This window comes from Sphingomonas sp. ATCC 31555 (assembly GCF_000282895.1).
Taxonomy (GTDB): Bacteria; Pseudomonadota; Alphaproteobacteria; order Sphingomonadales; family Sphingomonadaceae; genus Sphingomonas.
Genome location: NZ_ALBQ01000011.1, coordinates 233,929 through 260,401, shown reverse-complemented (window position 1 = coordinate 260,401; position 26,473 = coordinate 233,929). Strand labels below are relative to the sequence as shown.

The following is a 26,473-nucleotide window of genomic DNA, read 5'->3' as shown; positions in this document are numbered from 1 at the left end:
AAGGCAAGTCTATTCGGCGGTGCGGATGATCGCGCGCGTGACATTGCCCATCAGCCGCATTCGCACCGGGATCGGCTGGCGGGTGCTGGCGATCATCACCGCCACCGCATAGCGATGCCCATTGGGCGCGGTGAGCAGGCCGACATCGTTATAGCCGGTGGCGAGATTGCCCAGTTCCTGCCCGGTCCCGGTCTTGTGCGCCATTTTCCAGCCGGGCTGCAGGCCGGACTTCAGCCGCAACGGGCCCGTCTTGCTCGCGAGCATGATCCGGAAAAGCCGATCGGTAGAGCCATAGCTGAGCAGCTCGTCCTGCGCTAGCAGCGACAGGCCCAGCGTGATGCCATTGGCGGTCGCGCCGTCATAGGGCGCGGCCAGATAGCGATCGAGTGCCTTGCGGCGTTCTGCCGCAGGCATGGCCGCGCGCGCCTGGAGGAAGCCCCAGCCGCCCGCCCATTCCTTCCGCCAGACCAGACCGGCAGTCTTCGCCTGGAGTTCGCGCTCGCCGGGACCGAAGCCGACGCCGTCGATGCCTTTCTCCTTCAGCATGCGGCGGATGGCGGCAGGGCCGCCGACCTTCCACAGCAGCACGTCGTTGCAGGTATTGTCGCTGCGGGTCAGCGCGCATTCGAGCAGCGCGCCGACGGTGGTGCGATAGCCGTTCGGCCCGACCAGCGGGCGGATCGGTTGGTGGAAGACGGTGAGATCCTCGCGGATTACCTTCACCGGCGTGGCTAGCGACATCCGAGCGTGATCGATCGCATCGAACACCGCGATCGCCACCCACAGCTTGCTTACGCTCTGCTGCGGATGCGGTCGGTCACCGTTCCATGCGACCATCCAGCCACGATCGACATCCCGTACCGAGATCGCAACCTGCCCCCGGAACCCGGCGCCAAGAGCCTGCACCGCATTGAGCAAAGCCGCCGGCGGCTCGTCGGATCGCCTGGGCCTCGGCGTCGCGGAGGTCGCGTCGATCGGCGGCGCGACCAACGTCGGGCGTGCAACGGGCGGCGGCGGTGGCGCCTTTACAGCGATAGGGGGTGCGGCGGGAACACAGGCGGCGAGCAGGATAGCCGGCGCAACGTGCACGCCCAAGCGGACGACAGTATCGATACGTGGCAAATAGCCCTCCTTTCCAAACGGCTTACCGTCGGAAGCTCAGGATTGCAGGGCGAGCTAACTCGGTTCGTCGCCCAGCAGTGGTCATTCGTCGCCAACGAGGATCGTCTCGCGTACCGCGCGCGCTGCCACGACGACCCGTCGCGCATCATGATCCACGAGAGCATCGTTCGCCTTGAACCCGATCCGGTCCACCCACCGCACGAGAAGCGCGCGGCGATCGGCATTGTCGCAGTCCGCGGCAATGTCGCCCAGCGTCTGCAGATAATGAATCGCCGCGATGGTGCTGGTCCCCGCATGCTGGAGCAGGGCACCGAAGGATCGTTCAAGAAGCGCTGCGAAGCCGAGCGGTTGCGCAATCACGCGAACCGCTTCGCCCTCGTCCCGGCGCAGCGGCTCGGGCAGCGCTACGGATTCTGGGAAACCGAGGCACGGTCGCTCCAGCCGGGCGACACGATCATCGAGGTCGCCCCTTCAGACAGCGCTTAGGCCGCCGGGCCCTCCTTGGACTTCCACTTCACCGGGATGCGCAGATAGGTGACGCCATTTGCCTCGGCCTGGTGGAAATGGCCGGCGCGAATGTTGACCTGGATCGAGGGCAGCAACAGCTTGGGCACCGGCAGCCCGGCGTCGCGCTGCTCGCGCATCGCCACGAACGCGTCCTCGCTTACACCGTCATGGATATGGACGCTCGATCGGCGCTGTTCGCCTACCGTCGTCTCCCAGCGATAGTCGTCACGTCCGGGCGCCTTGTAGTCGTGGCACAGGAACAGCCGCGTGGCGTCGGGAAGGGCGAGCAGGCGACGGATCGAGCGGTATAGCGTGCGTGCATCGCCGCCAGGGAAGTCGGCGCGTGCGGTGCCATAATCCGGCATGAACAGCGTGTCGCCGACGAATACGGCATCGCCGATCCGGTAGGCCAGATCGGCGGGCGTGTGGCCGGGCACGTGCAGCACCTCCACGGCCAGCGTGCCGATTGCGAAGCGATCACCGTCCTCGAACAGCCGGTCAAAATCCGACCCGTCGGTCTTCAGATCGTCCATCGCGAAGACCGGACGGAAGATCTTCTGCACGTCGCGGATATGCGCGCCGATTCCGACCCAGGCCCCGGTCTGCGCTGCGAGAAATGGCGCGGCCGACAGGTGGTCGGCATGGGCATGCGTCTCCAGCACCATCTGGATCCGCCAGCCATGATCGCGTGCGAAGGCAAGGATCGCCTCGGCCGAGCGCGTGTCGGCGATGCCGCTCGCCGGATCGAAGTCGAGCACCGGGTCGATCACCGCGGCAACGCGCGTGGCGGGATCGCCGACGAGGTAACTGATCGTGTTGGTGGCATGGTCGAAAAACGCTTCGATGCAGGGCTGCGCCATGATTTCCTCCATTAGCTCTTGCTAATATATTAGAGGATGCTACATAAGCAAGTGCTAATGGAGTTCGCATGATGCTGAAGCCGCCGATGGACCTGGCGACATTCGAGACAAAGGCCGGCCAGGTTGCCGACATGCTGAAGGCGATCGGCAACGCGCGGCGACTGATGCTGCTGTGCAAGCTCGTCGAGCATGGCGAGAGGACGGTCGGCGATCTCGCCCGCGAGGTGGGGCTGTCGCAATCGGCATGTTCGCAGCACCTCGCCAAGATGCGCGACGAGGGCCTCGTTACCTATCGGCGCGAAAGCCAGACGCTCTGGTACGCCATCGCCGATCCGCGCGTCGAAACGCTGCTCGCCACCCTGTACCAGCTCTACTGTAAGGATTGATGCGATGACGCTTGCCCCCCTTTCCCCCGCCGACACCCGCGCCGCGATCGAAGCCGGCGCGCGACTGGTCGACATTCGCGGTACCGACGAACATGCACGCGCACGCATCCCCGGCGCGTTGAACGTCCCGCTCGAACGGATCGGCGAGTTGCCCCGCGACGGGCGCCAGGTCATCTTCCACTGCCGTTCCGGCATGCGCACCGCAGCGAATGCGGCGCAGCTACGCGCGGCGGCAGGAGACGCCCCGTCCTATGTCCTCGCAGGCGGCATCGATGCATGGCGGACGGCAGGCCATCCCGTGATCGCCGACCCTTCGCAACCGATCGAGATCATGCGGCAGGTGCAAATCACGGCAGGCGCGCTGGTGCTGGCCGGGGTGCTGCTCAGCCTCTTCGTCGCGCCGGGATTTATGGGCCTGTCCGCCTTCGTCGGCGCGGGACTGATGTTCGCCGGCATTACCGGCTGGTGCGGGATGGCAAACCTGTTGCGGTTGATGCCATGGAATCGGCGCGCAGGCGCTTGAGCCGCGCATGGACACCGCCACGCTTCTCGCCACGCTCGCCTCCGGAGGCGTGATCGGTCTGGTCCTCGGCCTGGTCGGCGGGGGAGGATCCATCCTCGCCGTACCGCTGCTGGTTTACGTCGTCGGCATCGGATCGCCGCACGCTGCGATCGGCACCGCCGCCGTCGCCGTCACGGTCAACGCGCTCGCCAGCCTTCTCGGCCATGCCCGGGCCGGACGCGTGAAATGGCGATGCGCCGGCGTGTTCGCGGTCTCGGGCATGATCGGGGCGGCTTTGGGCGCCGAACTCGGCAAGGCGTTCGACGGCAAGCGGCTGCTTGTTCTGTTTGGGATGCTAATGATCGGCGTCGGCCTCTCCATGTTACGCAAGCGCCGCGCAACCGAGGCTCCCGACGTCCGCCTCACCCGCAGCAGCGCCGCGACGCTGCTGCCCCGGCTTGTACCGATCGGCCTCGCCGTCGGGCTGGCGGCTGGCTTCTTCGGGATCGGCGGCGGATTTCTGGTCGTGCCCGGGCTGATCCTCGCGACGGCGATGCCCCTCCCCTTCGCGATCGGCACATCGCTGGTCGTGGTCAGCGCACTCGGTCTCACGACGGCGACCTCCTACGCCCTGTCCGGTCTGGTCGACTGGAGCGTAACGGCGGTGCTGATCATGGGCGGGGTTGGCGGGACGCTGGCGGGCATTTCGCTGGGAAAAATGCTCGGTGCTCGCAAAGGCGTGCTTGAACGCGGCTTTGCTGCCGTGGTGATTACCGTTGGAAGCTACATCATTGCCTCAACGACGTAGAATGCGTTCTCCAATCCAAAGTAAGAACATCTCCACACTCTTCTTTTCGAGTTCTCAAGAAATAGATATTATTTCTGCCAAGGACATAAGTTACGAGTATCAGACCGCGCGAATTACACGCCATTTTGGCTATATAAACTATTACCAAACCGCACCTGCTATAGGATCGCAAACATTCTCACGGAATATTCGCCCCTGCAAGCACCACACCCTAGCCGCGCTTGTTGAACTTGGCCTCGATAATCGTCCCGCCTACCCGCAGCTGATCCAGATAATCCGACCGCCATTGTGCCATGCGGACCCGCTCCTCCCAGTGGGCGCCGCGGTGATAGGCGGCCCTAACGCGATCCCTCTCGCCGTGCGCCAGTGCCCGCTCAATTGCATCGGGGTGCCACAAGCCCGATTTGTTCACCAAAGTGCTCACCATCGCGCGAAAGCCATGGCTGGTCATCTCATCATGGTCGAAGCCCAGCCGTCGGAGCGCCACGTTCATCGTGTTGTCTGAAATAGGACGCTGCGTCGTGTAGAGCGCGGGGAACAAACATTCGTTCGTTCGAGGAAGCGAACGCAACTCCTGCCACAGATATCTTACCTGTCGCGATAGCGGCACTGCATGAGCCTGCTTCATCTTCATCCGCTCGGCCGGTACCCGCCAGACCTTGTCGACGAAGTCGATCTCGTTCCACTTTGCCTGCCGCAGCTCGCCCGGCCGCAGGAAGACGTGCGGCGCGATGCGCAGGGCATAGAGCGTTTCCGGTCGCCCTTCATAGTCCTAAATGGCCCGAAGCAGTTCCCCCATTTTCTTCGGCTCGATCGCGGCGTGATGCTTCACGCGTGGGACGAACAGCGCGCCGCGAAGGATTTCGGCTGGATTTCGCTCGGTGCGCAACGTCGCAAAGCCATAGCGAAACACCCGCCCGGCAAAGGACCGCAGACGAACCGCCGTTTCATGGTGCCCCTGGCCGGACTCGAACCAGCATGCCTTTCGGCGTTCGATTTTGAGTCGAATGCGTCTACCATTTCGCCACAGGGGCAGCGACGGAAGCGCACGGCTAGACGAACCGCGCGCGCGCCGCAACCCGCTTCACACCTCTTCGTGCACCTGTGCATGCGCCAACAGCGCGAACAGCACCGATCCGCCCAGAATGTTGCCGAACAGCGCCGGCGCCAGGAAGCCGCCCAGCACCCAGCCCAGGCTCGCCTCGCCGGCCAGCCACAGCATCCACGCCTCCACCGCCCCGGCCACGACGTGCGCAAACTCGCCGAGCGAGATGAAATAGGTGCAGAACACCAGCACGAAGAATTCCTGCCGCCGCGCCCCCGGCAGCGACCAGGCGATCCCCGCCATCAGAAAGCCCGCCGGCACCGCTGCGCGCACCGCATCCCAGCCGGTAAGCTCCAGCAGGCTGCGCGAGGTATCGAGCATCGCCTTGGTGCTCGCTTCCGTTCCCACCCAGCCCGTCGTCGCCAGCGTTGCGATCAGCAGCGTACCCGCCAGATTCGCCGCCAGCACCAGCCCCCACAGCCGCCCGAGCCGCCCCAGGTTGCGAAAGGATGGGTTCGCGGCGACCGGGATCACGGCGGACAGGGTGCTCTCGGTAAACAGCTGCAGCCGCCCGAGCACGACGATCACGAATCCCAGGCAATAGCCGATGCTCGACACCGCCAGCCGCCATTCGCTGTCGGGCAAATGACTCTCGATCAGCCCCCGCCCGAGCACCGATGCCGCCATCGCCACCCCAGCGACCATCCCGGAGAAGAACAGCGAACTCGCCGGCCGATCCAACTCCTCGTCGCCCTGCCGCCGGATCACCTCATGGATGACGCGCGAGGATGCCGCCTCGCGCTCCTCCACCGCGTCCTCCTCTTTGGGCGGAAGATCGGCCTTCTCATCGTCGGGCGCTTCGTTTCGGGACTGTTCCATCGCGCCTGAACGCGAAGAGCCGCTCAGAGTTGCGGCGCCGACATCATCAATCCGGGCGGGAATCGTCGCGCATCTCAACTCCGCGGCGCCTGGCGACGGTAGCTGAGCGCCTCCGCCACATGGATGCGCCCCACGCGCTCGGCGCCCGCCAGATCGGCGATCGTCCGGGCCACGCGCAGCACCCGCGTATAGCCCCGCGCGGAGAGCCGCATCGCCTCGGCCGCCTGGGCGAGCAGCTTGCGGCCCGCATCGTCGGGGGTGGCGACCGCCATCAGCGGTTCGCCATCGGCCTCGGCATTGGTCCGAACCGACGTGCCTGCATAGCGCACCGTCTGGATCGCCCGCGCCGCCGCCACCCGCGCCGCGACCTCCGCCGATCCTTCCGCTGGCGGCGGCAGGACGAGGTCGGCAGCCGTCACCGGTTGCACCTCGACATGGAGATCTATCCGGTCGAGCAGCGGACCGGAGACCTTGGCCTGATAGTCCGCCGCACAGCGCGGCGCCCGCGCGCACGCGAGCGCCGGGTCGCCCCGATGCCCGCAGCGGCACGGATTCATCGCCGCGATCAGCTGCACCCGCGCCGGAAAGGTCACATGCGCATTGGCCCGCGCGACGCTCACCACCCCGGCCTCGAGCGGCTGGCGCAGCGAATCGAGCACCGCGCGCTGGAACTCCGGCAATTCGTCGAGGAACAGCACGCCCAGATGCGCGAGGCTCACCTCGCCCGGCTTAACCTTCAGCCCGCCCCCGGTCAGCGCCGCCATTGAGGCGCTGTGATGCGGAGCACGGAAAGGCCGGGTGCGCGTCAGCCGCCCGCCCTGCAACGTCCCCGCGACCGAGGCGACCATCGAAACTTCCAGCGCCTCGGCCGCCTCCAGCGGCGGCAATATGCCTGGCAGGCACGACGCCATCAGCGACTTGCCCGCACCCGGCGGCCCCACCATCAGCATATTATGCCCGCCCGCCGCCGCGATCTCTAATGCGCGCTTGGCGGTTTCCTGCCCCTTCACCTGGGCGAGGTCCGGCCCCTGCCCGGGCGCATCGACTTCGCCGGCGCGGGGCGCGGGCAGCAGCTGGTTGCCCTTGAAGTGGTTGAGCAGGCCGATCAGGTCGGCAGCCGCCAGCACTTCCACCTGCCCTGCCCAACTCGCCTCGGGCCCCTGCGCGGCGGGGCAGACCAGCCCTTTGCCCTCCTCGCCCGCATGCATCGCCGCCAGCAGCACGCCCGGTGACGGCGCGATCCGCCCGTCCAGCGCCAGTTCGCCGACCACCACATAGCCCGCGATCGTCTCGGCATCGACCACGCCCATCGCCGCCAGCAGCGCCAGCGCGATCGGCAGGTCGAAATGCGATCCTTCCTTGGGCAGGTCGGCGGGCGAGAGGTTCAGCACGATATGCTTGGGCGGCAGGGCGAGCCCGATCGCCGCCATCGCCGCGCGCACCCGCTCGCGGCTTTCGGCCACCGCCTTGTCGGGCAGGCCGACCACGACGAATTTCGGCAGCCCGGCGACGAGGTTGCACTGCACCTCCACCGCACGCGCTTCCAACCCAAGATACGCGACCGTCGAAACGCTGGCGACCAAGATGCGCTCTCCCCCGGCGTCAGCATAGCCGCTTTTTTCCGATGCGAAAGCGTTCCGATCGGTAGCGGCCAAGCGGAACGCGACGATACCGCCACTTCCCCGCATCTTGCTGGACCCGCCCTCGTTCCTTACATGTTCCTCGGCGCTCGCCTGCTCTTTGAACTGTCCGGCATCTTCAATCCTCGCGCCTGCGTAGAATCGCGAGAGTGCCTAAACTTCCTAAACTTTGCCGGTCGCAGGGCGGGGCGAGGCCCTGAAGTTTATGGGGGAGGCAGGCGAAGGGGGCAGCCGGTTCGTTTCGGCTCGGCAATGCGGCATTTCCTTACAGCGGCTTGTCTGCCGGCAATTTGCCGCTGACCAGGTCCCGCGCCTCTGCCGCACCCGCTTGCGTCAAGAGCGCGGGGCCGGCCGGGAGTGGTTGGTTTGCCCGCCTGCCGTACTCGTCGATGTCCTTCAGCAGCATTTTCATTTCGGCGATTTCCTTTACCTGATCGCGCGTGATCCGATCGGCTAGATAGCGCACCCGTGGGTCGCGGAGGTCCGCTCGCCGCGAATTGTTGATGGCAATAGAGTGATGGGGAATCATCGACGTCATGTACTCGGTGTCACCGATCAGCGTCTGATTTCTGTTGATGGTCAACAGCGCTACGCCTCCGATAAAGGCGACTGCGAGGACAATGATCTTCGTGCGTGCCGGGCGATACATCCCCCACATGAAGGCAAGCATGACCGCAGTCATGACACAGCCCATGACCAAAGACGATACGAGGCGGGTCAGGCTGAACAGCGCGTGATCCCAACTGTAGACGAGTTGGTACATGAGGAAGAACATGATGAAGGTAGAGGTAGCGATCATCGCCGCAAATCGCCCCCACCCCATGCCCATCTTGTGGTCGTGGTTCATCAAAGCCTCCGTGCGCTCTGACGTGAACGACCCAGCCCTGCTTTGGTTCTGACGTCCGCTTCCCTCGCCTTCCGCTGTTCAGCCCACCCGCCCGGAAGCGCTCGTCGCCTGTGTTCCGGGGGATGAGAATGCGGTGGGACCCTAAACTTCCTAAACTTCACCGCTCCCGCGGGCACCCCCGCCAACCCGCGTCTTGTGCAACCAACACACCCCACCCATCTCTGCGGCCATGCGTCAGGAACTCGCCCGAATCCCGCATCCTGCGTTGACTCGCTCGTCACTTCCCCGTAAGGGCGCTCGACACGCGGCCGCCCCTGTGGCGGCCCTTTTACGTTCTAGATACTCGAGGATGAGCGATGAAGCGGACCTTTCAGCCGAGCAACCTGGTGCGTGCGCGCCGGCACGGCTTCCGTGCACGGATGGCAACCCCGGGCGGTCGCAATGTGATCCGCGCCCGCCGCGCCCGCGGCCGCAAGAAGCTGTCGGCGTAAGCACCGACACGCCCTTGCTGAGCCTCGACCGGCTCACGCAGCGCAAACACTATCTCGCCGCTAATGCGGGCAAGCGGGCGCCCATGCCCGGCTTCGTCCTTCTGGTGCGCGAACGTGGCGATGCCGATCCGTCGATGCGGATCGGCATTACCGTTTCCAAGAAAGTTGGCAACGCCGTTATCCGCAACCGGATGAAGCGGCGTTTTCGCATGCTCGCGCGCGAAGTGCTTCCGGAAGCAGGGATAGCCGGCGCAGACCATGTGCTGATCGGCAGGAACGGCGGAATCGAGCGCCCCTATGCCGATTTGAAGGCGGAACTCGCCAAGGCGCTCCGCCGCGTCCGTCCCAAGGCCGGCCAGTGATTGCGCGCCTCCTCATGCTGGTCGCGCGGGCCTGGCAGCTGGGGCCGTCGCTGCTGCTGCCGCCCAGCTGCCGCTATCAGCCTTCCTGTTCGGCCTATGCAATCGAGGCGCTTCGCCGCTATGGGGCGGTGAAAGGCGGCTGGCTTGCGCTCCGGCGCATTGCGCGCTGCCATCCATGGGGCGGGCACGGCCCAGATCCCGTTCCTTGAGCTTTCCTTCCGGGGATTATCGGTGAAAGAAGAACAGAAGAATTTCGTCCTCTTTGCGGTGTTCGCGGCGCTGATCCTGTTCGGCTGGCCGGTGATCAGCCGTTGGGTCTTCCCGCAGCAGCCGCCTGCCCCGGCGAAGATGGTTGATGGCAAGCTGCAGCCGGTGCCTAATCCCGGTGCCGATCCGGCCGCGAACAGCCCGAAGGCGATTCGCAATCGCGACGCCGTGCTCGCCGAAACCCCGCGCGTCGAAATCGAAACGCCCGCGCTGCAGGGGTCGATCAACCTCAAGGGCCTGCGCATCGACGATCTCGTGCTGCGCGAATATGATCAAACGGTCGCGAAGAATTCGCCGCCGATCCGCCTGCTCTCGCCCAGTGGAGCGGAGGGCGCCTATTTCGCCCAGTTCGGCTGGCAGGGTCCGAACGTGCCCGACGCGAACACCGTGTGGCAGGCCGATGGCGACAAGCTGACTCCGGCAACCCCGGTGAAGCTCACCGCCACGAACAGCGCCGGCCAGGTCTTCCAGGTCGAACTCGCGGTCGATTCGAACTTCATGTTCACCGTCCGCCAGACGGTGGCGAACCGCGCGGGCGCGCCTGTCGCGGTCACGCCCTATACGCTCATCTCGCGCGGCCAGCGCTCGGCCGATACCAGCCAGTGGGCCGCGCATGTCGGCCCCGTCGCGGCGACCAGCGATGCGGCGAACTATATCGACTGGAAGGATATCGAGAGCACGCCGCAGCAGTTCGCCACCACCGGCGGCTGGGTCGGCTTCAGCGATCATTACTGGCTCACCGCCGCGATCCCGGACCAGCGCGCGTCGGTGAACATCCAGCAGCGCGGCACCGCCGCCCAGCAATATCAGGCGGATGTCGCCCGCTCGCAGCCGATCTCGGTGCAGCCTGGCCAGCAGTCGAGCTATACCAGCCACTTCTTCGCCGGCGCGAAGGAAGTGAAGCTGCTCGATGCCTATCAGAAGCAGTACGACATCGCGAAGTTCGAACGCGCGATCGACTGGGGTTGGTTCGAAATCATCGAGCGCCCGATCTTCACCTATCTCAGCTGGCTGTTCAGCGTGGTGAAGAATTTCGGCGTCGCGATCATCCTGCTGACGATCACCATCCGCGCCCTGCTCTTCCCGATCGCCCAGCGCCAGTTCGCCTCGATGGCGAAGATGCGCCAGGTGCAGCCGAAGATGAAGGCGATCCAGGAACGCTTCAAGGACGACAAGCCGCGTCAGCAGCAGGAGATCATGAAGCTCTACAAGGATGAGAAGGTGAACCCGCTCGCGGGTTGCGCACCGATGCTCCTGCAGATCCCGATCATGTTCGCGCTGTACAAGGTGCTGCTGCTCACCATCGAGATGCGTCACCAGCCGTTCGCGCTGTGGATTCGTGACTTGTCGGCGCCCGATCCGGCAACGATCCTCAACCTGTTCGGCTATCTCCACTTCACCCCGCCCAGCTTCCTGGCGATCGGCGTGGTGCCGGTGCTGCTCGGCGTGTCGATGTACTTCCAGATGAAGTTCAACCCCGCGCCGATGGACGAGATGCAGAAGCAGGTCTTCGCTATCATGCCGTGGATGCTGATGTTCCTGATGGCGCCGTTCGCGGTCGGCCTGCAGATCTACTGGATCACCTCGAACGTGCTGACCGTGCTCCAGCAGCAGCTGCTCTATGCGCGGCATCCGGAAATGAAGGTACCGGTGGAAAAGCCGAGCGCGGCCAAGGCCAAGTGATGGTGGCGCGTCCTTCCAACTCCTCCGCGGTACGGGGAGGAGTTGAAGACCGCAGCAAGGCGTATGAATCAATGTCCTTCGACCCCGACCAGATCGAAGCCGCGCGCAAGCTGTTCGCCGGCCCCATCGCGTTCCTCAAGTCAGCGCCCGCGCTGGAGCACCTGCCCGCGCCGACGGTGCCGGAGATCGCGTTCGCCGGTCGCTCGAACGTCGGCAAGTCATCGCTGATCAACGCGCTGACCAACCGCAACAGCCTCGCCCGCACCTCGGTCACCCCGGGGCGGACGCAGGAGCTCAACTTCTTCGACGTGGGCGAGCCGCTGCGCTTCCGCCTCGTCGACATGCCCGGCTACGGTTTCGCCAAGGCACCCAAGGACATGGTCCGCAAGTGGCGCTACCTGGTGAACGACTATCTGCGCGGTCGGCAGGAACTGAAGCGCGCGCTGGTGCTGATCGATTCGCGGCACGGCATCAAGGATGTCGACCGCGAGATCCTCGAGATGCTCGACAATGCGGCCGTTAGCTACCGCCTCGTCCTCACCAAGACCGACAAGATCAAGGCGAGCGAGCTGGCCGAGGTCACCGCGAGGACGGTGGAGGAAGCCCGCAAGCGCACGGCCGCTCATCCCGAGATCCTGGCGACGTCGAGCGACAAGGGCATGGGCTTGCCCGAACTGCGCGCCGCGGTGCTCGAAGCGATCGGCTGAAGGCGAGGGTGGAGCCGCTCTTCTCCTACGGCACGCTCCAGTTGGAGCAGGTGCAGCGCAGCCAGTTCGGGCGGCTGCTCGAGGGGGTGGACGACGTGCTCCACGGCTATGTCGTCACCGAACTCCAGATTCGCGACCCCGCCGTGCTCGATGCCAGCGGGATCGAAACGCACCTCGCTCTCGTTCGCGGCGACGGGCCGCCCATCGTCGGCAAGGTTTTCCAGCTCACCACGCAGGAACTGGCAGCGGCGGACGTGTACGAGAGCGAGAATTATGTCCGGGCATGGGTGCCCCTCGCCTCGGGCACCCACGCCTGGGTCTATGTGAAGGCCTGAGCGCTCAGGCCGGGTTGTACTTCGCCAGGAACGCTTCCAGCGCCTGGAGGAAGCTCAGCCGGTCCTCGCCGCGGGTAAAGTGGTGGTCCCCTTCGGGCTGTTCGATGAACTCGAAGGGCTTGCCCGCCGCCCGCAGCCGATCCGCCATCAGCTTGCTCTGCTTGAACGGCACGCGCCGGTCCTTCTTGCCATGGACCAGCAGCACCGGCGTGGAAAACTCCTCGGCATGGAACAGCGGCGACACCGCCTTGAAGTCGGGTGCCTGCTCCTTCATCCAGTCCTTGCCGGCGCCGCCGCCCAGAAACTGCGAGTCATAGGCGACCATCCGCCCCAGGTCGGACACTCCGGCAAAGGAAACGGCGCAGCGGAACAGCGCGCCATCCCGCTGCGCCGCCCGCATCGCCGCATAACCGCCATAGGAGCCGCCCACCACGCAAACCCGCTTCGGATCGGCGATACCCTGATCCGCGAGCGCCGTGACCGCATCGTTCAGATCGTCCTGCATCGCCAGGCCCCATTGCCCCTCGGCCTTGCGCAGAAAGGTCGTGCCATAACCGGTCGATCCCCGATAATTGGGCTGGATCACCGCATAACCGCGGTCGGCGAGGAACTGCGACCACCAGTCCCAATTCTCTTCGTCACGCGCCGAAGGGCCTCCATGCGGCATCAGGATCAGCGGCAGCTTCTTGCCCCCGCTGCCCCGCGGCAGTGTCAATACCGCGGCGATCTCAAGCCCGTCACGCGCCTTGTACCGGATCGTCTTGACCGGGTGCAGGCGCCGCAGCTTCAGCGTCGAGTTGTTCATCGCCAGGGGCTCGAGCGAGTCGTCGGCCGCCTTGTAGATGAAATAGGCGCCGGGAGCGCTGGCATCGCCCACCTTGGCGATCACCACCGAACGATCAGTGCTGAAGCTGGTGATTTCCACCTGCGCGCCCTGCACCATGCCGCTCAGTTTCTTCTGCAAGGCCGCCATCACCGGATCGGTCCAGCGGGTGGTGGAGCGGTTCTCCGTCACTTCCACGCCCAGCAGGGTCGATCGCGCCGGATCGACCACGGGCCAGCTGATGTCGTAGCCGGGGGTCGAGAAGATCTGCTTCCCCGTCTTCATCGTCGCCAGGTCGAACTCCCACAGCGCGGAGAATCCCTGCTCGTCATCCTGCACCACCAGCGCCTTGCCCGGGTCGGGCAGGAACAGCGATGGAACCAGCAGACTGTCATGGATCCCCTTGGCGCGGTCGACGACACGAAAGGCTCCCCGCCCGTCGGGGCGATACAGCAGCCGCCGGTTGCGGCCGTCCTCACTCGTGCCGATACCCATGCGGACCGTGCCGCTCGCATCGGCATACCAGTCCATCACGCCTTCGCGGCCTTCCAACACCCGCTTGTGCTTGCCCGTCGACACGTCGACCTCATCGACCCGCGGCCAGAACCCGGCGTCGTTGGTATAGATCGACGTCTGCGCCGCGAGCAGGATCCGCGGCGTGCCGTCATGGGCGCTCCATAACAGCTTTCCGCCGTTCTGCGCCGTATCCGAAGTGTTGAGCGCTACGATCTTGCCGGTATTGGCGTTTACGCCGATTGCGCGGGTGATGTACCATTCGTCACCCTGAACCGGCGTCGTCCGGCCTACTCCGATGACGAGCCATTCGTCGTTCACCCAGCGCCACCAGTTGAGATCGGCATCGCCGGTGCCGATCAGCTTCTTCGACGTGCCGTCGATCGTCGCCACCGCGAAATATTGCGTGCCGCGAACTGCCAGCTGTGCCGCGAAGCGCTTGCCATCCGGCGAGAGCTCAGGGCTCTCCAGCACCGGCAGTTCCGCGAACACCGCCGTGTCGACCTTTCCCTGCGCCGGCTTGGCGACAGCCGGCACCATATCCTGCGCCTGCACCGCCGCAACTGCGCCACCCACCGCGACGACAGCTGCCGCCGCGAACAGGCACCACTTCTTCCGCATTTCGTCTCACCCCCGAGTCGCGGCCCCCGCCGCCTCTATCAACAGTGAAAATATTTGCGGACGCGCGCAACGGCTTTGCCGGAACGCAAGCCGCTTCCGGTTGCCGCGCGGCACGGCCACGGCTATCCCCCTGCCCATGAAGCTCATCATCGGCAACAAGGCGTATTCTTCCTGGTCGCTGCGCGGCTGGCTCGCCTGCAAACTCTCCGGGCTCCCCTTCGAGGAAACGGTCGTGCCGATGTACGATCAGGATTGGGACAAGCGCCGCCAGGGCGCAGAGTTCGCGCCCTCGTCGGGCAAGGTGCCGATCCTGTGGGACGACGATGCCGTCGTATGGGACAGCTTGGCGATCGTCGAATATCTGAACGACAAGACCGGCAACACGCTGTTCTGGCCGCAGGATCCTGCCGCGCGCGCGATGGCGCGATCAATGGCGGCGGAAATGCACTCCAGTTTCACCGCGCTGCGCAGCAAGCACAGCATGAACATCCGCCAGGTCTATCCAGCCGCACCGGTGGATGCCGATGTGCAGGCCGATCTTGCCCGGATCATGGAGCTCTGGGCCCAAGCCCGTGCGCGCTACGGCACCGAAGAGCCCTTCCTGTTCGGCGCGTTCGGCGCAGCAGACATCATGTTCGCGCCGGTGGTGACTCGGATCGTCACCTATTCCTTGCCCGTGCCCCGCTTCGCCCAGAGTTACATGCTCGCCATTCTCCAGCATCCCTTCCTGCAGGACTGGATTGCCGGCGCTCAGGAAGAGGAATGGGTAATCGAAAAGTACGAGCTGCCGGTTGCGTGAGCTTGCGCGCCAAGCCCATCCGTTTCCGGGGGGCTTGGCAGCGCTAGCTACTTCAACCGTTCCGTCTCGTACCGCGTCCCGTCCTTGCGGAAATAACCCTCCGGCGTGAACACCATGTCGATGTCCGGGTACGCCCCGCTCCCGCGCGGCCCCGCCCCGATTGCCAGGAAAACGGCGTCCTCCCCGGATCGGTTCTGCAGATGATGGCCATTCGCCACCCCGGCGGGGAATGCGGCGCACTCCCCGGCACGCAGCACCGTCTCGCCGCCATCCTCGACCAACACCGCCTCGCCGGCCAGCATCACCACGAACTCGTCCTCGCTGTCGTGCCAGTGCCGCTGCGACGACCAGGCGCCCGGCTTCAACACCACATGGCTAACCCCCATCGCCGTCAATCCGTTCGGCGGCGCCAGTCTGCGATACCAGCGTCCCATAACCGGCGCTTCGAACGGCGCTGGATATCCTGTGGCGTTGGTCTGCGGGATTGTATCCAGGTCCAGCTTGGGCAATGTCGCCTCCGTTGCGCTTTGGAGGTATTGTGCCGGACGTCGTTGAACTCACCAAGGCCCTGATCGGCGCCGAAAGCATCACCCCAGCGCGCGGCAGCGTGTTCGACGTGCTGGAACAGGCGCTCACGCCGCTTGGCTTCCGCGTCGAGCGCTTCATCGAAGGCGAGGCGCCCGACGGCCCGGTCGAGAATTTGTTGGCGGTTCGGGGATCCGGCGGCACGCACTTCGCCTTTGCCGGCCATCTCGACGTCGTCCCCCCCGGGGAGGGCTGGACCAGCGGCGCCTTCGCTCCCGAGGTTCGCGGAGACCTACTCTATGGCCGCGGCGCGGTCGACATGAAGGGTGCCATCGCCGCCTTCGTCGCCGCCGCCTCTCAGGTGCCGGAACGCGCCGTTACCAGCCTCATCATCACCGGCGACGAGGAGGGCCCTGCAACCTTCGGCACGCCCAAGCTGATCGAGCGCATGGCCGAACGAGGTCTGAGACCGGATTTCTGCCTGGTCGGCGAACCTACCTCGGCGCACCGTCTGGGCGACACAATCAAGATCGGCCGCCGCGGCTCCACCGTGATCGATGTTACCGTGATCGGCCGCCAGGGGCATGTCGCCTATCCGCACCTTGCCGATAACCCGGTTCCGCGTCTCGTCCGTGCCCTGGCCGAGATCGACGCGATTGAACTCGATGCGGGCAACGCCTGGTTTCAGCCTTCGAACATCGAGGTGATCGATCTCGCGGTCGGCAACAAAGCAACCAACGTGATCCCCGGCCGCGCCGCGGCGCGGATCAGCATCCGCTTCAACGACGAGCAGCGCGGCCCCGATCTGATCGCGAGGATCGAGGCTATCGTTCACCGACACGCGCCGTTGGCGGAAGTGAAGGGCCGCGTCTATGGTGAAGCGTTCCTGACACAGCCGGGTGCGCTATCGCAACTCGTTAGCAGTGCGATACACGCGAAACTGGGTGTAACTCCAGAGCTTTCCACCACTGGCGGCACGTCCGATGCACGCTTCCTGTCACAGCTATGCCCGGTGGTGGAATTCGGCCTGCTGAACGCGACGATGCACAAGCTTGACGAAGCGGTCACTCTTTCAGATCTGGAAGCGCTGACAGGCGTGTATGCGGAGATCCTGCGGCGGATCTAGGCTGCGTCAGCCAATGGCACAGCACGGCGTCATGTCCTGCGCCCAGGCCAGGAAATCGGCTTCCGCCATAGGGGCTCCCATTGCATAGCCCTGCAGAACGTCGCAGCCGATGATGCGGAGCACGGCGGCTTGCGCTTCCGTTTCGATTCCTTCCGCAACGGCTTCGCAACCAAGGCCATGGATGAGGGCGATCACCGCCTGCGCGATCCCACGAGCGTCAGGGCTGTCAGCGATATGTTCGATTACGCTGCCGTCCAGCTTCACTCGATCTACCGGCATCCGCTTCAACCGAGCGAGATTCGAATAGCCCGTGCCGAAATCGTCGATTGCGATCGACGCCCCGTCCGCGCGCAGCGCGGCGATCGCCCGCAGCACCGCCTCGGAGCAATGCATCGCCAGCGTCTCGCTAAGCTCTAGCTCCAGCAGATGGGCGGGTGCCTTGGCAGCGAGCATCGCCGCGCGCAAGCGTCGGAAATAGCCGGCATCATCGATCTCGCGCGCACTCACATTGATGGCTAGGCGCTGCTCGATTCCCATGCGCCCCCAACGCGCGAGCGTCGACGCCATCTGCGCGACCACCCAATCCCCGATCTCGACGATCAGTCCGGTTTCCTCGGCGCGAGTCAGGAAAGCGGCGGGTAGCTTCATGCCCTCCGGATGCTGCCAGCGGAGCAGCGCCTCCGCCCCGACAATCCGGCCGTCCGCTGCCGAAAGCTGGGGCTGGAACACAAGCGTGAACTCGCGACGCTCGATCGCGGCGCGCAATTCGGATTCGAGTCGCACTCGCTCTGCCATGTCCGCTGCCAGCCCATCGCTGAACGATTCAACCCTCCCGCGCCCACGCGCCTTCGCATGATACATGGCAGCGTCGGCCGATCGCATCAGCTCGTGCAGGTTGCGCCCATGATAGGGAAAGCGCGCGATACCGATCGACGCACCAATCGACACTTCCTGCCCAGCCAAGGCGAACGGCTCGGTTAGGGCGGCGATGATTCCGCCGCCGATCCGCTCGGCTTCGGCAGGGTCGGGAAGGTGCGCGAAGAACAGGGTGAACTCGTCCCCCGCCAGGCGGCCGATCAGCGGCGGCTCGCCTCGCCCGAGCGCAGCAAAGCGATCCGCCACCGCGCGCAGGCGATTGGCAACCATGCTCAGCATCACGTCGCCCACGGCATGACCCATGGTGTCGTTGACGGCTTTGAACCTATCGAGATCGATGAAGAACAGCACCGCGGCCGCCTCGTCGCCGCCTTCTTCCAGCATGCGCTCGGCGCTACGCCGAAAATGAGGGCGGTTCGCCAGCCCGGTCACGGTGTCGAACATTGCCAGCCGGTGCACGCTCTCCAGATTGCCGTGCAGCTTGTGGAACAGTTCTTCCAGCGCCGTGGCCAGTGCTGGGGCACCTTGCCGCAGCCGAGCCGGAACCTCCGCCTCCAGATCGCCGAGCGCAGCACTTCCCAGGCGATCGACGGCAGCGGCAATCGACGAACGGAAGGTGTGCCGCGCGCCAGCGGCGCCGAGGATCCCCGCAGCGCCGGCTAGCAGGCCCGCCAGAGCCGCAAGGCCCAGGGCTTCCGCCGCCGGCACATCGATGGCCAACAAGGCTCCGCCCACCGCCGTAAGCGTCGCGGCGGCAGCGCCGATCGCAAGGCTCGACGTGCGATTCCAAAGGGCCAAGCCTGTCACCTGATCTCCGCTCCGAATCCCCTGATATCCACTCGGTTGCCGGTCTATGGATGCGCGCGACGCTGGCAGAGATAAGTTAACAAATTCAGTCCCGGATCTACTGCCGGTGGCGGCGCAGCACGATATACAGCGCCCCCGCCCCGCCGTGTCGCGGGTGAGCCTGCCGGACGGCTGCAATGCGATCGGCGTGGCGGCTTGAGGCCAGCCAGTCGCCCACGGCCGCCCGAATCGCACCACGCGCGTGAGGACGTTCCGACTCCGGGCGCGGCGGCTTGCCCGTGATCAGCAGCAACACCCGATCGCCCCGGGCTACCGCCTGCGCCAGGCCGAAATCCAGCCGGTCATAGGCCGAATGCAGCGTGTGCCCGTGGAGGTCGACGGTGCTTTCCGGTGCCACCAGCCCGCGCGAGAGGCGGCGGTCCCAGGATTTGTCGAGCGTGTTGCCGGCATGCCCGACGGTCGCGGGGGCCGTCAGCGTGATAGCGGCCGGCGTTCTGCGTACGGGCACCAGCTTGCCCACGGGTATCTTGATGGGGGTCGGAACCGGTGGAGTGGGAAGCTGCGTCAGATTAGGAGTTGCCGAGGTTGAGGACGCGACCACCTTTTGCGGCCCCGCGCGTCCATGGATGGGCGTCACGCTCGCCACCACGCGCTGCCACAGCGCCGCTTCCTCGGGCGCCAGCGTTCGGCGCCCGCGCCCGCTCATGGCTGTGGCAGGGCCATAGGCGTTGCGCTCCGCCGCGCCAGCGTGCCCCGCGGTAACAGCAGCCAGGCAGTGCCCCGCGCCGACATGCCACCGGCGATCGCCCGGGCATCGTCGCCAGCGCCCCAGAACGTATCCACGCGATTGGCACCCTTGATCGCACCACCGGTATCCTGCGCCACCCAAAGCCCGGTAGCGTCAGTGCGATCCATGGAGAGGAAAAGCGGCGCACCCAGTGGAATGAACTTCGGATCGACGGCAGCGCTTGCCCACCCCGCCACCGGATATCCCATCGCGCCCAGCGGGCCCGCCCCGGTCAGTTCCTTGAAGAAAACGAAGCTCTTGTTCTCGCGCATGATTGCGCGGCCTTCTCCAGGGTTCGCGCGAAGCCAAGCGACGATCCCCTGCATCGATGTCTGGCCGGGCCCGAGCAGCCCCCGATCCTTCATCAGCTTGCCGATGCCTGTATAGTCGCGGCCGTTCTGCCCGGCATAGCCGATCCGCACGATGCGGCCATCCGGTCCGCGCAGACGCCCCGATCCCTGCACTTGGAGGAAGAACATCTCGATCGGATCAGCGGCCCAGGCGACGATAGGGGCATGGCCTTCCAGCGCCCCCTGCTCGATCTGGGTCCGGTCATAATAGGGAACGAACTGTCGCCCATCGACGCGGCCGCGAATTCGCTTTCCCTTCAGGGCGTCGGAAAACAGGCCCAGATCGACTTCGATCAAATTGTCCGGAACCCCGTACACCGGCACATCGTAGCCGGCACGCCTTTCGCGGCTGCCTGCAATTTCAGGCTCATAATAGCCGGTTGCGAAGGCCGCTCCATCCCCGACCTGCACCGTTTCAAACCACTGCACGAAGAATCGCGACGCCTCCGCAACGGGCCAGTTGGCCGCGGCTGCGCAGGCACCGGCCCAATCGCTACCCTGCGTAAGTCCGGACGCGTCGGTGCGCCGCATCAACCCAGGGCAGCTCAGGTTGAACGCAGTCAGCGCACGCGCTGCGCTTTCGCCGGTGATCGGCAGCGTCTCCACCGCCGGGCCAGGCACAATGCCCGCATTGGCAGCGGTCGCGGCACCGGGTGCGGGGGGTGCCGACGGCATGGGGGCCAGCGGCACGGCGGCGGTCGGCTGCCGGGCGGGAAGGTTCGGGGGCGTTTCAGGTAAGGACGACGTTGGGGCCCCGGCGGAAGGACGTTCCGGCACCGGCGCCGGTCTGGCGGGTGCGGGTCGCGCGCCAGGTTCGGGCGGCACGACGGTGCCCGAGCAAGCGCCGAGCAAACCCGCGAGCGCCACTACCCCCCATCTACGCATGTCGCCCCTCAGGCTTCGTCGGTCTCGACCAGCTTCCAATTCGGATCGTCGCTGCGCAGGCTGCGCGCAAAGGTCCACACGTCGTGAGTGGTGATGGCATCGCTCATCGATCCGGCCACCACTGCGCCATCAGCGTCGCGCGTCACGGCAACAACATCGGCGTCGAAACGTACGGTGACCCGCGCCACCTTGTTCTCCAGCGATGCGGCGGAGATCACGGCGCGCTCAATCGAAACGAGGCGATTGTCGAGCGTCTGACCCAGCGCCTTGCGCTCGGCGATCGACTGCAGGAAGGCCGCGCGGACGTCCTCATCGACCAGCCAGGCCAGCGTTTCCTCGTCACCCTTCCAGAAGGCCTCGAGGATCATCCGGTACGCAGACTTCGCCCCTTCGACGAACTGGTTGACGTCAAAGCTCGAATCGGCCGCGATCACGGAGCGCAGGCCCGTTTCGGCGCCCGGCTCGATGGCGCGGTTCAGCGACTCGCGCGGCTCCGCGACGGCGTCGATCGTCCGCGTTACCGGCGGCATCGCTACGCGTTCTTCGGCGGGCTTGGGCAGCGCTTGTTCATGCCCGGTACGCTTGCCGAGTACCGAATACAGACGCAGCGCGAGAAACCCGGCCACCATCGCGAATAAAATGACGTAGAACACTGGCCCTCCAAAGCCTCCGTTCCCAGTACATAGGCCTTCATGCCGCCGGTTTCAAATCGAACGGCGCCGGGCCGATTGCGCGGCTGGCAGAGCCCTGCTAGTCGCAAGTCGAGTAACGCGCCGACTGCGCGAAAATCTCCGGAAAAAGAGGAAGTTTCGATGGCCGAGAACGACACCTTCGCCGAATTCGGCGAAACTGCCGCCAATGGCGCCGATACCGCGCCCCAGGCAGGGGTGCTGTCGCAATATGTGAAGGATCTGTCGTTCGAGAACCCGAACGCGCCTGCCATTTATCAGCAGCAGACGGCCCCGGCCATCGACGTGCAGTTCAACATCGGTTCGAATCGCGTCGGCGATGATGTCTACGAAGTTGCGCTGAAGATCGAAGTTCGCGCCCAGGCAGGTGATCAGGTCGCGTTTCTGGTCGACCTCACCTATGCGGGCCTGTTCGCGCTCCGCAATATCCCGGCCGAGGCGCTCGATCCGTTCCTGCTCGGCGAGGCGCCGCGCATCCTATTCCCGTTCGCCCGCCGCGTGTTGGCCGATCAGGTCCGTGATGGCGGCTTCCCGCCGCTGATGCTGGAGCCGATCGATTTCGCCGGCATCTACATGCAGCAGCGTGCCCAGCAGGAAGGCGCGATCGGCTTCGAAGAAGCCGGTCACGCCTGATCCGGGCTGCAGCCTGAATTCGGGGGCGCGCCGCATGCCGGTGGCGCCCCCTTTTCTTTCTAGAACGGCGAAATCTCGATGAAGCTTGTGCGTAGCCTGGGTTCGGTGGGCGGCCTCACGCTCGCCAGTCGCATCCTTGCCCTGGTCCGCGATTCGCTCCAGGCGCGCTATGTCGGCGCGAACTTCGCGTCGGACGCCTTCCTCGTCGCCTTCCGCCTGCCCAATATGTTCCGCGCCTTCTTCGCCGAGGGCGCGTTTGCATCGGTGTTCATCCCGATGTTCAACCAGAAGCTGGGCGTGAACGGCGAGCGCGGGCCCGCTTTTGATTTCGCCGAACGGACGCTTTCGGTGCTGTTCGTCATCCTGCTGGCGATGACGCTGGTGGCGCTCGCCGCCGCCTGGCCACTCACCATGGTGCTGTCCGGCGGGTTCGAGAAGAAGCAGCCGACCCCCGAACAGTTCGCCTTCGCCGTGGAGCTGTCGCGGATCACCATCCCCTATCTGATGCTGATCTGCCTGGCCTCGTTGCTCGGCGGCATCCTCAACTCGCTCGACAAATTCTGGGTCAACGCCGCCGCGCCGATCCTGCTCAACATCGCCATGGTCTGTGGGCTGCTCTTCTTCCACGGCACGCCGGAGGAAACCGCACGCGTCCAGGCGATCGCGGTGCCGATCGGCGGGCTATTGCAACTCGGCTGGCTGGCGCTGGCATGTCGCGCCTCGGGCGTGTCGCTTCGCCCCCGCCTGCCCCGCCTCGACGACGAGGTACGGCGGTTGATGAAGCTGATCCTGCCCGCCGCAGTGGGTGCGGGCGCGGTGCAGCTGAACCTCGTCATCTCCACCGCGCTTTCGGGCAAGCTGCTCGACGAAGGCTCGATCTCGTACATTTATTATGCGGACCGGCTGAACCAGCTGCCGCTCGGGCTGATCGGCATTGGCCTCGGCACGATCCTGCTGCCCACCATCTCCCGCCTGCTAGGCGCCGGCAAGGACGCCGAGGCGATGGAGACGCAGAACCGGGGCATGGAGCTGGCGCTGTTCCTCACCCTCCCCGCGATGGTGGCGCTGATCGTTACCGCCGAGCCGATCGTGCGCGGGCTGTTCCAATATGGCCACTTCACGCCCGAGGACACGGTGAAGTGCGCCTGGGCGCTGGCCGGCTTCTCGATCGGTCTGCCCTCGTACATCATCGTCAAAGTGCTTACGCCGGGCTTCTATGCCCGGCAGGACACCAAGACGCCCGTGCGGCTGGCGATGGTTTCGGTTGCGGTGAACATCGCCGCCAATCTCGCGCTGATCCCCCTGATCGCGCATCTCGGGCCACCACTCGCCACTGCGCTCTCCTCCACCGTCAACGTGACGATGCTCTATCTCACGCTGCGCGAACGCGGCCATTTCACCGTGGACGCGCAACTCGCCCGCCGGGTGCCGCGACTGGCGCTGGCCGCGATCCTGATGGGCGTAGCGCTCTGGACGGGCGCCAGCCTGCTCGACCCGTGGCTGAACGGCCGGATCTGGGAGCGCTATACGGGCCTGGTGATCCTGGTCGGCGCCGGCTGCGCGATCTATGTAGCCGCCTGCTTCGCCACCCGCGCCTTCCTGCTGTCGGATCTCAAGGCGCTGGTCCGCCGCCGGGCCGCGCGCTGAGCCCGGTTCCCCTTCGCCCCAAGCTGCTCTAGAGCCGCGGCGTCCTGGCTATTCGCGCGGCCGAAAGCACCCCCGCCGCCATGGACCCGCGGCCGGTCCAACGGCCGAACGGTCAACCGGGTGCGGAGTGACATTCCCATGCGCGTCGTCTCGGGCATCCAGACTACCGGCAACCTTCATCTCGGCAATTATTTGGGCGCCATCAAGCAGTGGGTCGCGATGCAGGATCAGGGCGAATGCCTGTTCTTCCTCGCCGATCTTCACGCACTTACCGGCACGGTGACCCCGCAGGAGCTCGCCAACTCGACGATCGAAATGGCCGCCACCCTGTTTGCCGCGGGGATCGACGATCGCTCGATCCTGTTCAACCAGGCGCGCGTTCCCGCCCATGCCGAACTCTGCTGGATCCTCCAGGGCACCGCGCGAATGGGCTGGCTCAACCGCATGACTCAGTGGAAGGACAAGGCCGGCAAGAACCGCGACGGCGCGAGCGTCGGCCTGTTCACCTATCCGGTGCTCCAGGCCGCCGACATCCTGGTCTATCAGGCCACCCACGTGCCCGTCGGCGAAGACCAGAAGCAGCATCTGGAACTCACCCGCGACATCGCCACCAAGTTCAACCAGGATTTCGGGGTCGAGCTGTTCCCGCTGCCCGAGCCGCTGATCAGCAAGGCCGCGCCGCGGATCATGTCCCTGCGCGACGGCAATGCGAAGATGTCCAAGTCCGATCCGTCGGACCTGAGCCGCATCAACCTGATCGACGACAACGACACGATCGCCGCCAAGTGCCGCAAGGCCAAGACCGATCCCGAGCCGCTGCCGGACTCGTTCGACGCGCTGGCCGAGCGGCCCGAAGCCCGCAACCTGGTGACGATCTTCGCCGCGCTGGCGGACCGCGATCCGCAATCGGTGGTGGCGGAATATGCGGGGCAAGGCTTCGGTGCATTCAAGCCGGCGCTGGCGGACCTGACCATCTCGGTCCTCGGCCCAATACGCGAGCGCTTGACCGCGCTGTTGAACGACCGGGGCGAGGTGGGCGCCCAACTCGCCAAGGGCGCTGCGCGCGCCGGCGCTCTGGCTGCGCCGACGCTCAAGGCAGCACAAGCTGCCGTCGGCCTCCAGGTCTGAAAAACAAAGCGCCTCCCAGGAGCGATCCTGGGAGGCGCTTTGTATTCTATCCGGTAGGGCCGCTTAGCCTTCCAGCGCCCGCATCAGCGCCCGCACGGCGCCGTCGATTTCCACATCCTTGGCGCGCAGATCCTCGATCCGCTTCACCGCGTGAATCACGGTCGAGTGATCGCGGTTGCCGAACTTGCGGCCGATTTCCGGAAGCGACCGGGTGGTAAGCCGCTTTGCCAGGTACATGGCGATCTGGCGCGGACGCGCGATCGCTACGGCGCGGCGGGCCGAAATCAGGTCCAGCTGCTTCACTTCGAAATGTGCTGAAACCGCGCGCTGGATCTCGTCGATCGTGATTCGGCGCTGGCTGGTACGCAGCACTTCCCCGAGCACGGTAGTCGCGAAATCGACGGTGATCGTCTCGCTAGACAGGTTGGCATAGGCCACCAGTCGGTTCAGCGCGCCTTCCAGTTCACGGATGTTGCTGGTGATTCGTGCCGCCAGCAGGTCAATCACCTCTGCGGGCATGTCCACTGCCGGCATGTCCTTGAGCTTGCGCTCCACGATCGCACGGCGCAGGTCCAACTCCGCCGGCTTGATGTCGACGGCCAGCCCAGCACCCAGACGACCGACCAGGCGCGGCTCGAAGCCCTCCAGCGCCTGCGGCGCACGATCTGCGGCGATCACCAGCCGCTTTCCGGCGTTCATGAACTCGTTGACGGTATGGAAGAACTCTTCCTGCGTCGCGTCCTTGCCGCCGATGAACTGAAGATCGTCGATCATCAGCAGGTCGACGGAGCGGAGCCGCGTCTTAAACGCCAGCGTATCCTTGTTGCGCAGCGCCTGGACGAACTCAAACATGAAGCGCTCGCCCGTCGAATAGATCGCGGTTGCACCGGGATTTGCTTCGAGGAACACGTGGCCGATTGCGTGCATCAGGTGGGTCTTGCCCTGGCCTGTGCCGGCGTGGAGAAACAATGGGCTGAACTGGGGCGCCCCGGGCAGCGCCACGGTGCGCGCAGCATTGAACGCAACCCGATTCGTCGCGCTCACCACAAAGCGGTCGAAGGTGAAGCGCGGATCGAATGCCGGACGTTCGGCAGGCTCGGCCATCGTCTCGACGCGCGGTGCCGAGACGGCCTCGGCGCTGAGCACGCGCTGGCCGGCTTCGGCCATCGTTTCGATCGAAACGCTGCGCACGTCGGGCAGCACAGCCCGAAACTCGAGCAGCAGCCGATCCGCATAATGGTTCTTCACCCATTGGGTGAGGAACGCGGACGGCAGGCCGAGCCGCACCGCGCGGGAATCGCTGCCATCCACCAGCACTACAGGCTTCAGCCACTGGTCGAACAGGCGCTGGCCGGCCGAACGGCGCAGATTGGCGCGCACGTGTGCCCATGCCTTGGCGACGTCCTGCCCGTCCTCACGTTCCAGTGGTTGAACCTGAGTCAAGTGACGCACCCCTCCTTCACGGGAATCGCTGACTCCCGCGTGACAAAAATAAAATAATCCTGAGGCGCATCGCCGCCGGCAATACCCCCGGGGACGTGCGATGCGCTCGATGTCCCGGCCAGCACTGCAGCCGGGATGCTTGTTTTAGGAAGCTCGAACTGAGTCGAGCAAGGCCCCCGGATGTAAAGTTTCTGAAATAGTTTTGTTGACAGCCAGAACCCTAGGGAATCCGTGGGCGTTGCCAAAATACTCAATTATTATCGAAACTTACGGGCAGCATGCGAGATCGATGATTTGCGAATCGCAACGACTCGCGGATTTCCGCGAGTCGTTAAGTTGCCAAGATTTTAAGCAAGCGCAGCTACGGGAAAACGCGAAAA

29 protein-coding genes and 1 tRNA gene are annotated in these 26,473 nt (G+C 65.4%); 15 read left to right on the top strand and 15 right to left on the bottom strand.

Annotated features, from left to right (window positions below; all coding sequences use genetic code 11):
• Positions 1–9 precede the first annotated feature (9 nt).
• A complete protein-coding gene (locus tag B215_RS0105575) occupies positions 10–1,122 on the bottom strand; it encodes a serine hydrolase (protein ID WP_236704540.1) in 1,113 nt (370 codons plus the stop codon).
• 42 nt (positions 1,123–1,164) lie between these two features.
• On the opposite strand from B215_RS0105575, the gene B215_RS20810 reads away from it, so the two are divergent.
• The gene (locus B215_RS20810; protein WP_082664506.1) at positions 1,165–1,608 is read left to right on the top strand and encodes a hypothetical protein; all 444 of its coding nucleotides are present in this window, start codon (positions 1,165–1,167) and stop codon (positions 1,606–1,608) included.
• Here B215_RS20810 and B215_RS0105565 read toward each other — a convergent pair.
• On the bottom strand, positions 1,605–2,489 hold the full coding sequence (locus B215_RS0105565; protein WP_037513163.1) for an MBL fold metallo-hydrolase: 885 nt from the start codon (positions 2,487–2,489) through the stop codon (positions 1,605–1,607). The genes B215_RS20810 and B215_RS0105565 overlap by 4 nt on opposite strands.
• Positions 2,490–2,557: 68 nt before the next feature.
• Between B215_RS0105565 and B215_RS0105560 the strand changes: the two genes are divergently transcribed.
• From B215_RS0105560 to B215_RS0105550, 3 genes are read left to right on the top strand one after another with little or no spacing between them, the layout of a single operon-like run.
• Positions 2,558–2,875, top strand: a complete 318-nt coding sequence (locus tag B215_RS0105560) for an ArsR/SmtB family transcription factor (RefSeq protein ID WP_019368646.1) — start codon at positions 2,558–2,560, stop codon at positions 2,873–2,875.
• A gap of 4 nt (positions 2,876–2,879) precedes the next feature.
• Complete coding sequence (locus B215_RS0105555) at positions 2,880–3,398, top strand: rhodanese family protein (protein ID WP_019368645.1); 519 nt, start codon at positions 2,880–2,882, stop codon at positions 3,396–3,398.
• A gap of 7 nt (positions 3,399–3,405) precedes the next feature.
• Entirely contained in the window at positions 3,406–4,185 is a 780-nt protein-coding gene (locus B215_RS0105550) for a sulfite exporter TauE/SafE family protein (RefSeq protein ID WP_019368644.1), read from the top strand.
• A 211-nt stretch (positions 4,186–4,396) separates the two neighbouring features.
• Here B215_RS0105550 and B215_RS20805 read toward each other — a convergent pair whose 3' ends face one another.
• From B215_RS20805 to B215_RS19600, 6 genes are all read right to left on the bottom strand, one after another.
• On the bottom strand, positions 4,397–4,918 hold the full coding sequence (locus B215_RS20805; protein ID WP_269083847.1) for a tyrosine-type recombinase/integrase: 522 nt from the start codon (positions 4,916–4,918) through the stop codon (positions 4,397–4,399).
• A 39-nt stretch (positions 4,919–4,957) separates the two neighbouring features.
• Positions 4,958–5,182 carry a phage integrase central domain-containing protein gene (locus B215_RS22120; RefSeq protein ID WP_443028896.1) on the bottom strand — a complete coding sequence of 75 codons (225 nt, stop codon included), beginning with the start codon at positions 5,180–5,182 and terminating at the stop codon, positions 4,958–4,960.
• A tRNA-Leu gene (locus B215_RS0105535) sits at positions 5,136–5,219 on the bottom strand. Before B215_RS0105535 ends, B215_RS22120 begins: the two co-directional genes overlap by 47 nt.
• A 50-nt stretch (positions 5,220–5,269) precedes the next feature.
• Positions 5,270–6,109 (bottom strand): formate/nitrite transporter family protein, encoded by an 840-nt coding sequence (locus B215_RS0105530; protein ID WP_019368641.1) that lies wholly within the window; start codon positions 6,107–6,109, stop codon positions 5,270–5,272.
• Between the two features lie 74 nt (positions 6,110–6,183).
• Positions 6,184–7,692, bottom strand: a complete 1,509-nt coding sequence (locus B215_RS0105525; RefSeq protein ID WP_026008986.1) for a YifB family Mg chelatase-like AAA ATPase — start codon at positions 7,690–7,692, stop codon at positions 6,184–6,186.
• 322 nt (positions 7,693–8,014) lie between these two features.
• The gene (locus B215_RS19600) at positions 8,015–8,596 is read right to left on the bottom strand and encodes a DUF305 domain-containing protein (protein WP_019368639.1); all 582 of its coding nucleotides are present in this window, start codon (positions 8,594–8,596) and stop codon (positions 8,015–8,017) included.
• Positions 8,597–8,952: 356 nt separating this feature from the next.
• Between B215_RS19600 and rpmH the strand changes: the two genes are divergently transcribed.
• The 6 genes from rpmH to B215_RS0105490 all read left to right on the top strand — a co-directional run bounded on the left by rpmH (position 8,953) and on the right by B215_RS0105490 (position 12,441).
• On the top strand, positions 8,953–9,087 hold the full coding sequence (rpmH, locus tag B215_RS0105515; protein ID WP_010545931.1) for a 50S ribosomal protein L34: 135 nt from the start codon (positions 8,953–8,955) through the stop codon (positions 9,085–9,087).
• An 83-nt stretch (positions 9,088–9,170) separates the two neighbouring features.
• Positions 9,171–9,449, top strand: coding sequence for a ribonuclease P protein component (gene rnpA, locus B215_RS0105510; protein ID WP_050990139.1), 279 nt, complete (start codon positions 9,171–9,173; stop codon positions 9,447–9,449).
• Positions 9,446–9,658 (top strand): membrane protein insertion efficiency factor YidD, encoded by a 213-nt coding sequence (gene yidD, locus B215_RS0105505; RefSeq protein ID WP_026008985.1) that lies wholly within the window; start codon positions 9,446–9,448, stop codon positions 9,656–9,658. Before rnpA ends, yidD begins: the two co-directional genes overlap by 4 nt.
• A gap of 22 nt (positions 9,659–9,680) precedes the next feature.
• The gene (yidC, locus tag B215_RS0105500; RefSeq protein WP_019368636.1) at positions 9,681–11,399 is read left to right on the top strand and encodes a membrane protein insertase YidC; all 1,719 of its coding nucleotides are present in this window, start codon (positions 9,681–9,683) and stop codon (positions 11,397–11,399) included.
• Between the two features lie 71 nt (positions 11,400–11,470).
• Positions 11,471–12,106: a ribosome biogenesis GTP-binding protein YihA/YsxC gene (gene yihA, locus B215_RS0105495; RefSeq protein ID WP_019368635.1), complete on the top strand. Its 636-nt coding sequence runs from the start codon at positions 11,471–11,473 to the stop codon at positions 12,104–12,106.
• Between the two features lie 8 nt (positions 12,107–12,114).
• On the top strand, positions 12,115–12,441 hold the full coding sequence (locus B215_RS0105490; RefSeq protein ID WP_019368634.1) for a gamma-glutamylcyclotransferase family protein: 327 nt from the start codon (positions 12,115–12,117) through the stop codon (positions 12,439–12,441).
• A gap of 4 nt (positions 12,442–12,445) precedes the next feature.
• Here B215_RS0105490 and B215_RS21960 read toward each other — a convergent pair whose 3' ends face one another.
• On the bottom strand, positions 12,446–14,398 hold the full coding sequence (locus tag B215_RS21960; RefSeq protein ID WP_019368633.1) for an alpha/beta hydrolase family protein: 1,953 nt from the start codon (positions 14,396–14,398) through the stop codon (positions 12,446–12,448).
• A gap of 136 nt (positions 14,399–14,534) precedes the next feature.
• Between B215_RS21960 and B215_RS0105480 the strand changes: the two genes are divergently transcribed.
• The gene (locus B215_RS0105480) at positions 14,535–15,197 is read left to right on the top strand and encodes a glutathione S-transferase family protein (RefSeq protein WP_019368632.1); all 663 of its coding nucleotides are present in this window, start codon (positions 14,535–14,537) and stop codon (positions 15,195–15,197) included.
• 47 nt (positions 15,198–15,244) lie between these two features.
• Here B215_RS0105480 and B215_RS0105475 read toward each other — a convergent pair whose 3' ends face one another.
• The gene (locus tag B215_RS0105475; protein WP_026008984.1) at positions 15,245–15,706 is read right to left on the bottom strand and encodes a cupin domain-containing protein; all 462 of its coding nucleotides are present in this window, start codon (positions 15,704–15,706) and stop codon (positions 15,245–15,247) included.
• Between B215_RS0105475 and dapE the strand changes: the two genes are divergently transcribed.
• Positions 15,706–16,848, top strand: coding sequence for a succinyl-diaminopimelate desuccinylase (gene dapE, locus B215_RS0105470; protein ID WP_037513083.1), 1,143 nt, complete (start codon positions 15,706–15,708; stop codon positions 16,846–16,848). The genes B215_RS0105475 and dapE overlap by 1 nt on opposite strands.
• Positions 16,849–16,854: 6 nt before the next feature.
• On the opposite strand, the gene B215_RS0105465 is transcribed toward dapE, so the two are convergent.
• From B215_RS0105465 to B215_RS0105450, 4 genes are all read right to left on the bottom strand, one after another.
• The gene (locus tag B215_RS0105465; protein ID WP_026008983.1) at positions 16,855–18,531 is read right to left on the bottom strand and encodes a putative bifunctional diguanylate cyclase/phosphodiesterase; all 1,677 of its coding nucleotides are present in this window, start codon (positions 18,529–18,531) and stop codon (positions 16,855–16,857) included.
• A gap of 97 nt (positions 18,532–18,628) precedes the next feature.
• Entirely contained in the window at positions 18,629–19,237 is a 609-nt protein-coding gene (locus B215_RS0105460) for a Smr/MutS family protein (protein WP_019368628.1), read from the bottom strand.
• On the bottom strand, positions 19,234–20,553 hold the full coding sequence (mltA, locus tag B215_RS0105455; protein ID WP_082664507.1) for a murein transglycosylase A: 1,320 nt from the start codon (positions 20,551–20,553) through the stop codon (positions 19,234–19,236). The genes B215_RS0105460 and mltA overlap by 4 nt, the downstream gene beginning before the upstream one ends.
• Before the next feature lie 8 nt (positions 20,554–20,561).
• Entirely contained in the window at positions 20,562–21,206 is a 645-nt protein-coding gene (locus tag B215_RS0105450) for a Tim44/TimA family putative adaptor protein (RefSeq protein WP_026008981.1), read from the bottom strand.
• A gap of 159 nt (positions 21,207–21,365) precedes the next feature.
• On the opposite strand from B215_RS0105450, the gene secB reads away from it, so the two are divergent.
• The 3 genes from secB to trpS all read left to right on the top strand — a co-directional run bounded on the left by secB (position 21,366) and on the right by trpS (position 24,650).
• Positions 21,366–21,875, top strand: coding sequence for a protein-export chaperone SecB (gene secB / locus B215_RS0105445; protein WP_019368625.1), 510 nt, complete (start codon positions 21,366–21,368; stop codon positions 21,873–21,875).
• Between the two features lie 78 nt (positions 21,876–21,953).
• Entirely contained in the window at positions 21,954–23,522 is a 1,569-nt protein-coding gene (gene murJ, locus B215_RS0105440) for a murein biosynthesis integral membrane protein MurJ (RefSeq protein ID WP_019368624.1), read from the top strand.
• A 138-nt stretch (positions 23,523–23,660) separates the two neighbouring features.
• Positions 23,661–24,650: a tryptophan--tRNA ligase gene (gene trpS, locus B215_RS0105435; RefSeq protein WP_019368623.1), complete on the top strand. Its 990-nt coding sequence runs from the start codon at positions 23,661–23,663 to the stop codon at positions 24,648–24,650.
• Positions 24,651–24,713: 63 nt separating this feature from the next.
• On the opposite strand, the gene dnaA is transcribed toward trpS, so the two are convergent.
• The gene (gene dnaA / locus B215_RS0105430) at positions 24,714–26,093 is read right to left on the bottom strand and encodes a chromosomal replication initiator protein DnaA (RefSeq protein ID WP_152997933.1); all 1,380 of its coding nucleotides are present in this window, start codon (positions 26,091–26,093) and stop codon (positions 24,714–24,716) included.
• Between the last annotated feature and the right edge of the window lie 380 nt (positions 26,094–26,473).

Excerpts from the sequence above, each read along its gene's own strand:
- B215_RS0105565 (WP_037513163.1), bottom strand. The coding sequence starts at position 2,489 with ATGGCGCAGCCCTGCATCGAAGCGTTTTTCGACCATGCCACCAACACG.
- B215_RS0105560 (WP_019368646.1), top strand. The coding sequence starts at position 2,558 with ATGATGCTGAAGCCGCCGATGGACCTGGCGACATTCGAGACAAAGGCC.
- B215_RS0105555 (WP_019368645.1), top strand. The coding sequence starts at position 2,880 with ATGACGCTTGCCCCCCTTTCCCCCGCCGACACCCGCGCCGCGATCGAA.
- B215_RS0105550 (WP_019368644.1), top strand. The coding sequence starts at position 3,406 with ATGGACACCGCCACGCTTCTCGCCACGCTCGCCTCCGGAGGCGTGATC.
- B215_RS0105530 (WP_019368641.1), bottom strand. The coding sequence starts at position 6,109 with ATGGAACAGTCCCGAAACGAAGCGCCCGACGATGAGAAGGCCGATCTT.
- B215_RS19600 (WP_019368639.1), bottom strand. The coding sequence starts at position 8,596 with ATGAACCACGACCACAAGATGGGCATGGGGTGGGGGCGATTTGCGGCG.
- rpmH (WP_010545931.1), top strand. The coding sequence starts at position 8,953 with ATGAAGCGGACCTTTCAGCCGAGCAACCTGGTGCGTGCGCGCCGGCAC.
- rnpA (WP_050990139.1), top strand. The coding sequence starts at position 9,171 with ATGCCCGGCTTCGTCCTTCTGGTGCGCGAACGTGGCGATGCCGATCCG.
- yihA (WP_019368635.1), top strand. The coding sequence starts at position 11,471 with ATGTCCTTCGACCCCGACCAGATCGAAGCCGCGCGCAAGCTGTTCGCC.
- B215_RS21960 (WP_019368633.1), bottom strand. The coding sequence starts at position 14,398 with ATGCGGAAGAAGTGGTGCCTGTTCGCGGCGGCAGCTGTCGTCGCGGTG.
- B215_RS0105480 (WP_019368632.1), top strand. The coding sequence starts at position 14,535 with ATGAAGCTCATCATCGGCAACAAGGCGTATTCTTCCTGGTCGCTGCGC.
- dapE (WP_037513083.1), top strand. The coding sequence starts at position 15,706 with ATGTCGCCTCCGTTGCGCTTTGGAGGTATTGTGCCGGACGTCGTTGAA.
- B215_RS0105460 (WP_019368628.1), bottom strand. The coding sequence starts at position 19,237 with ATGAGCGGGCGCGGGCGCCGAACGCTGGCGCCCGAGGAAGCGGCGCTG.
- mltA (WP_082664507.1), bottom strand. The coding sequence starts at position 20,553 with ATGCGTAGATGGGGGGTAGTGGCGCTCGCGGGTTTGCTCGGCGCTTGC.
- secB (WP_019368625.1), top strand. The coding sequence starts at position 21,366 with ATGGCCGAGAACGACACCTTCGCCGAATTCGGCGAAACTGCCGCCAAT.
- murJ (WP_019368624.1), top strand. The coding sequence starts at position 21,954 with ATGAAGCTTGTGCGTAGCCTGGGTTCGGTGGGCGGCCTCACGCTCGCC.
- trpS (WP_019368623.1), top strand. The coding sequence starts at position 23,661 with ATGCGCGTCGTCTCGGGCATCCAGACTACCGGCAACCTTCATCTCGGC.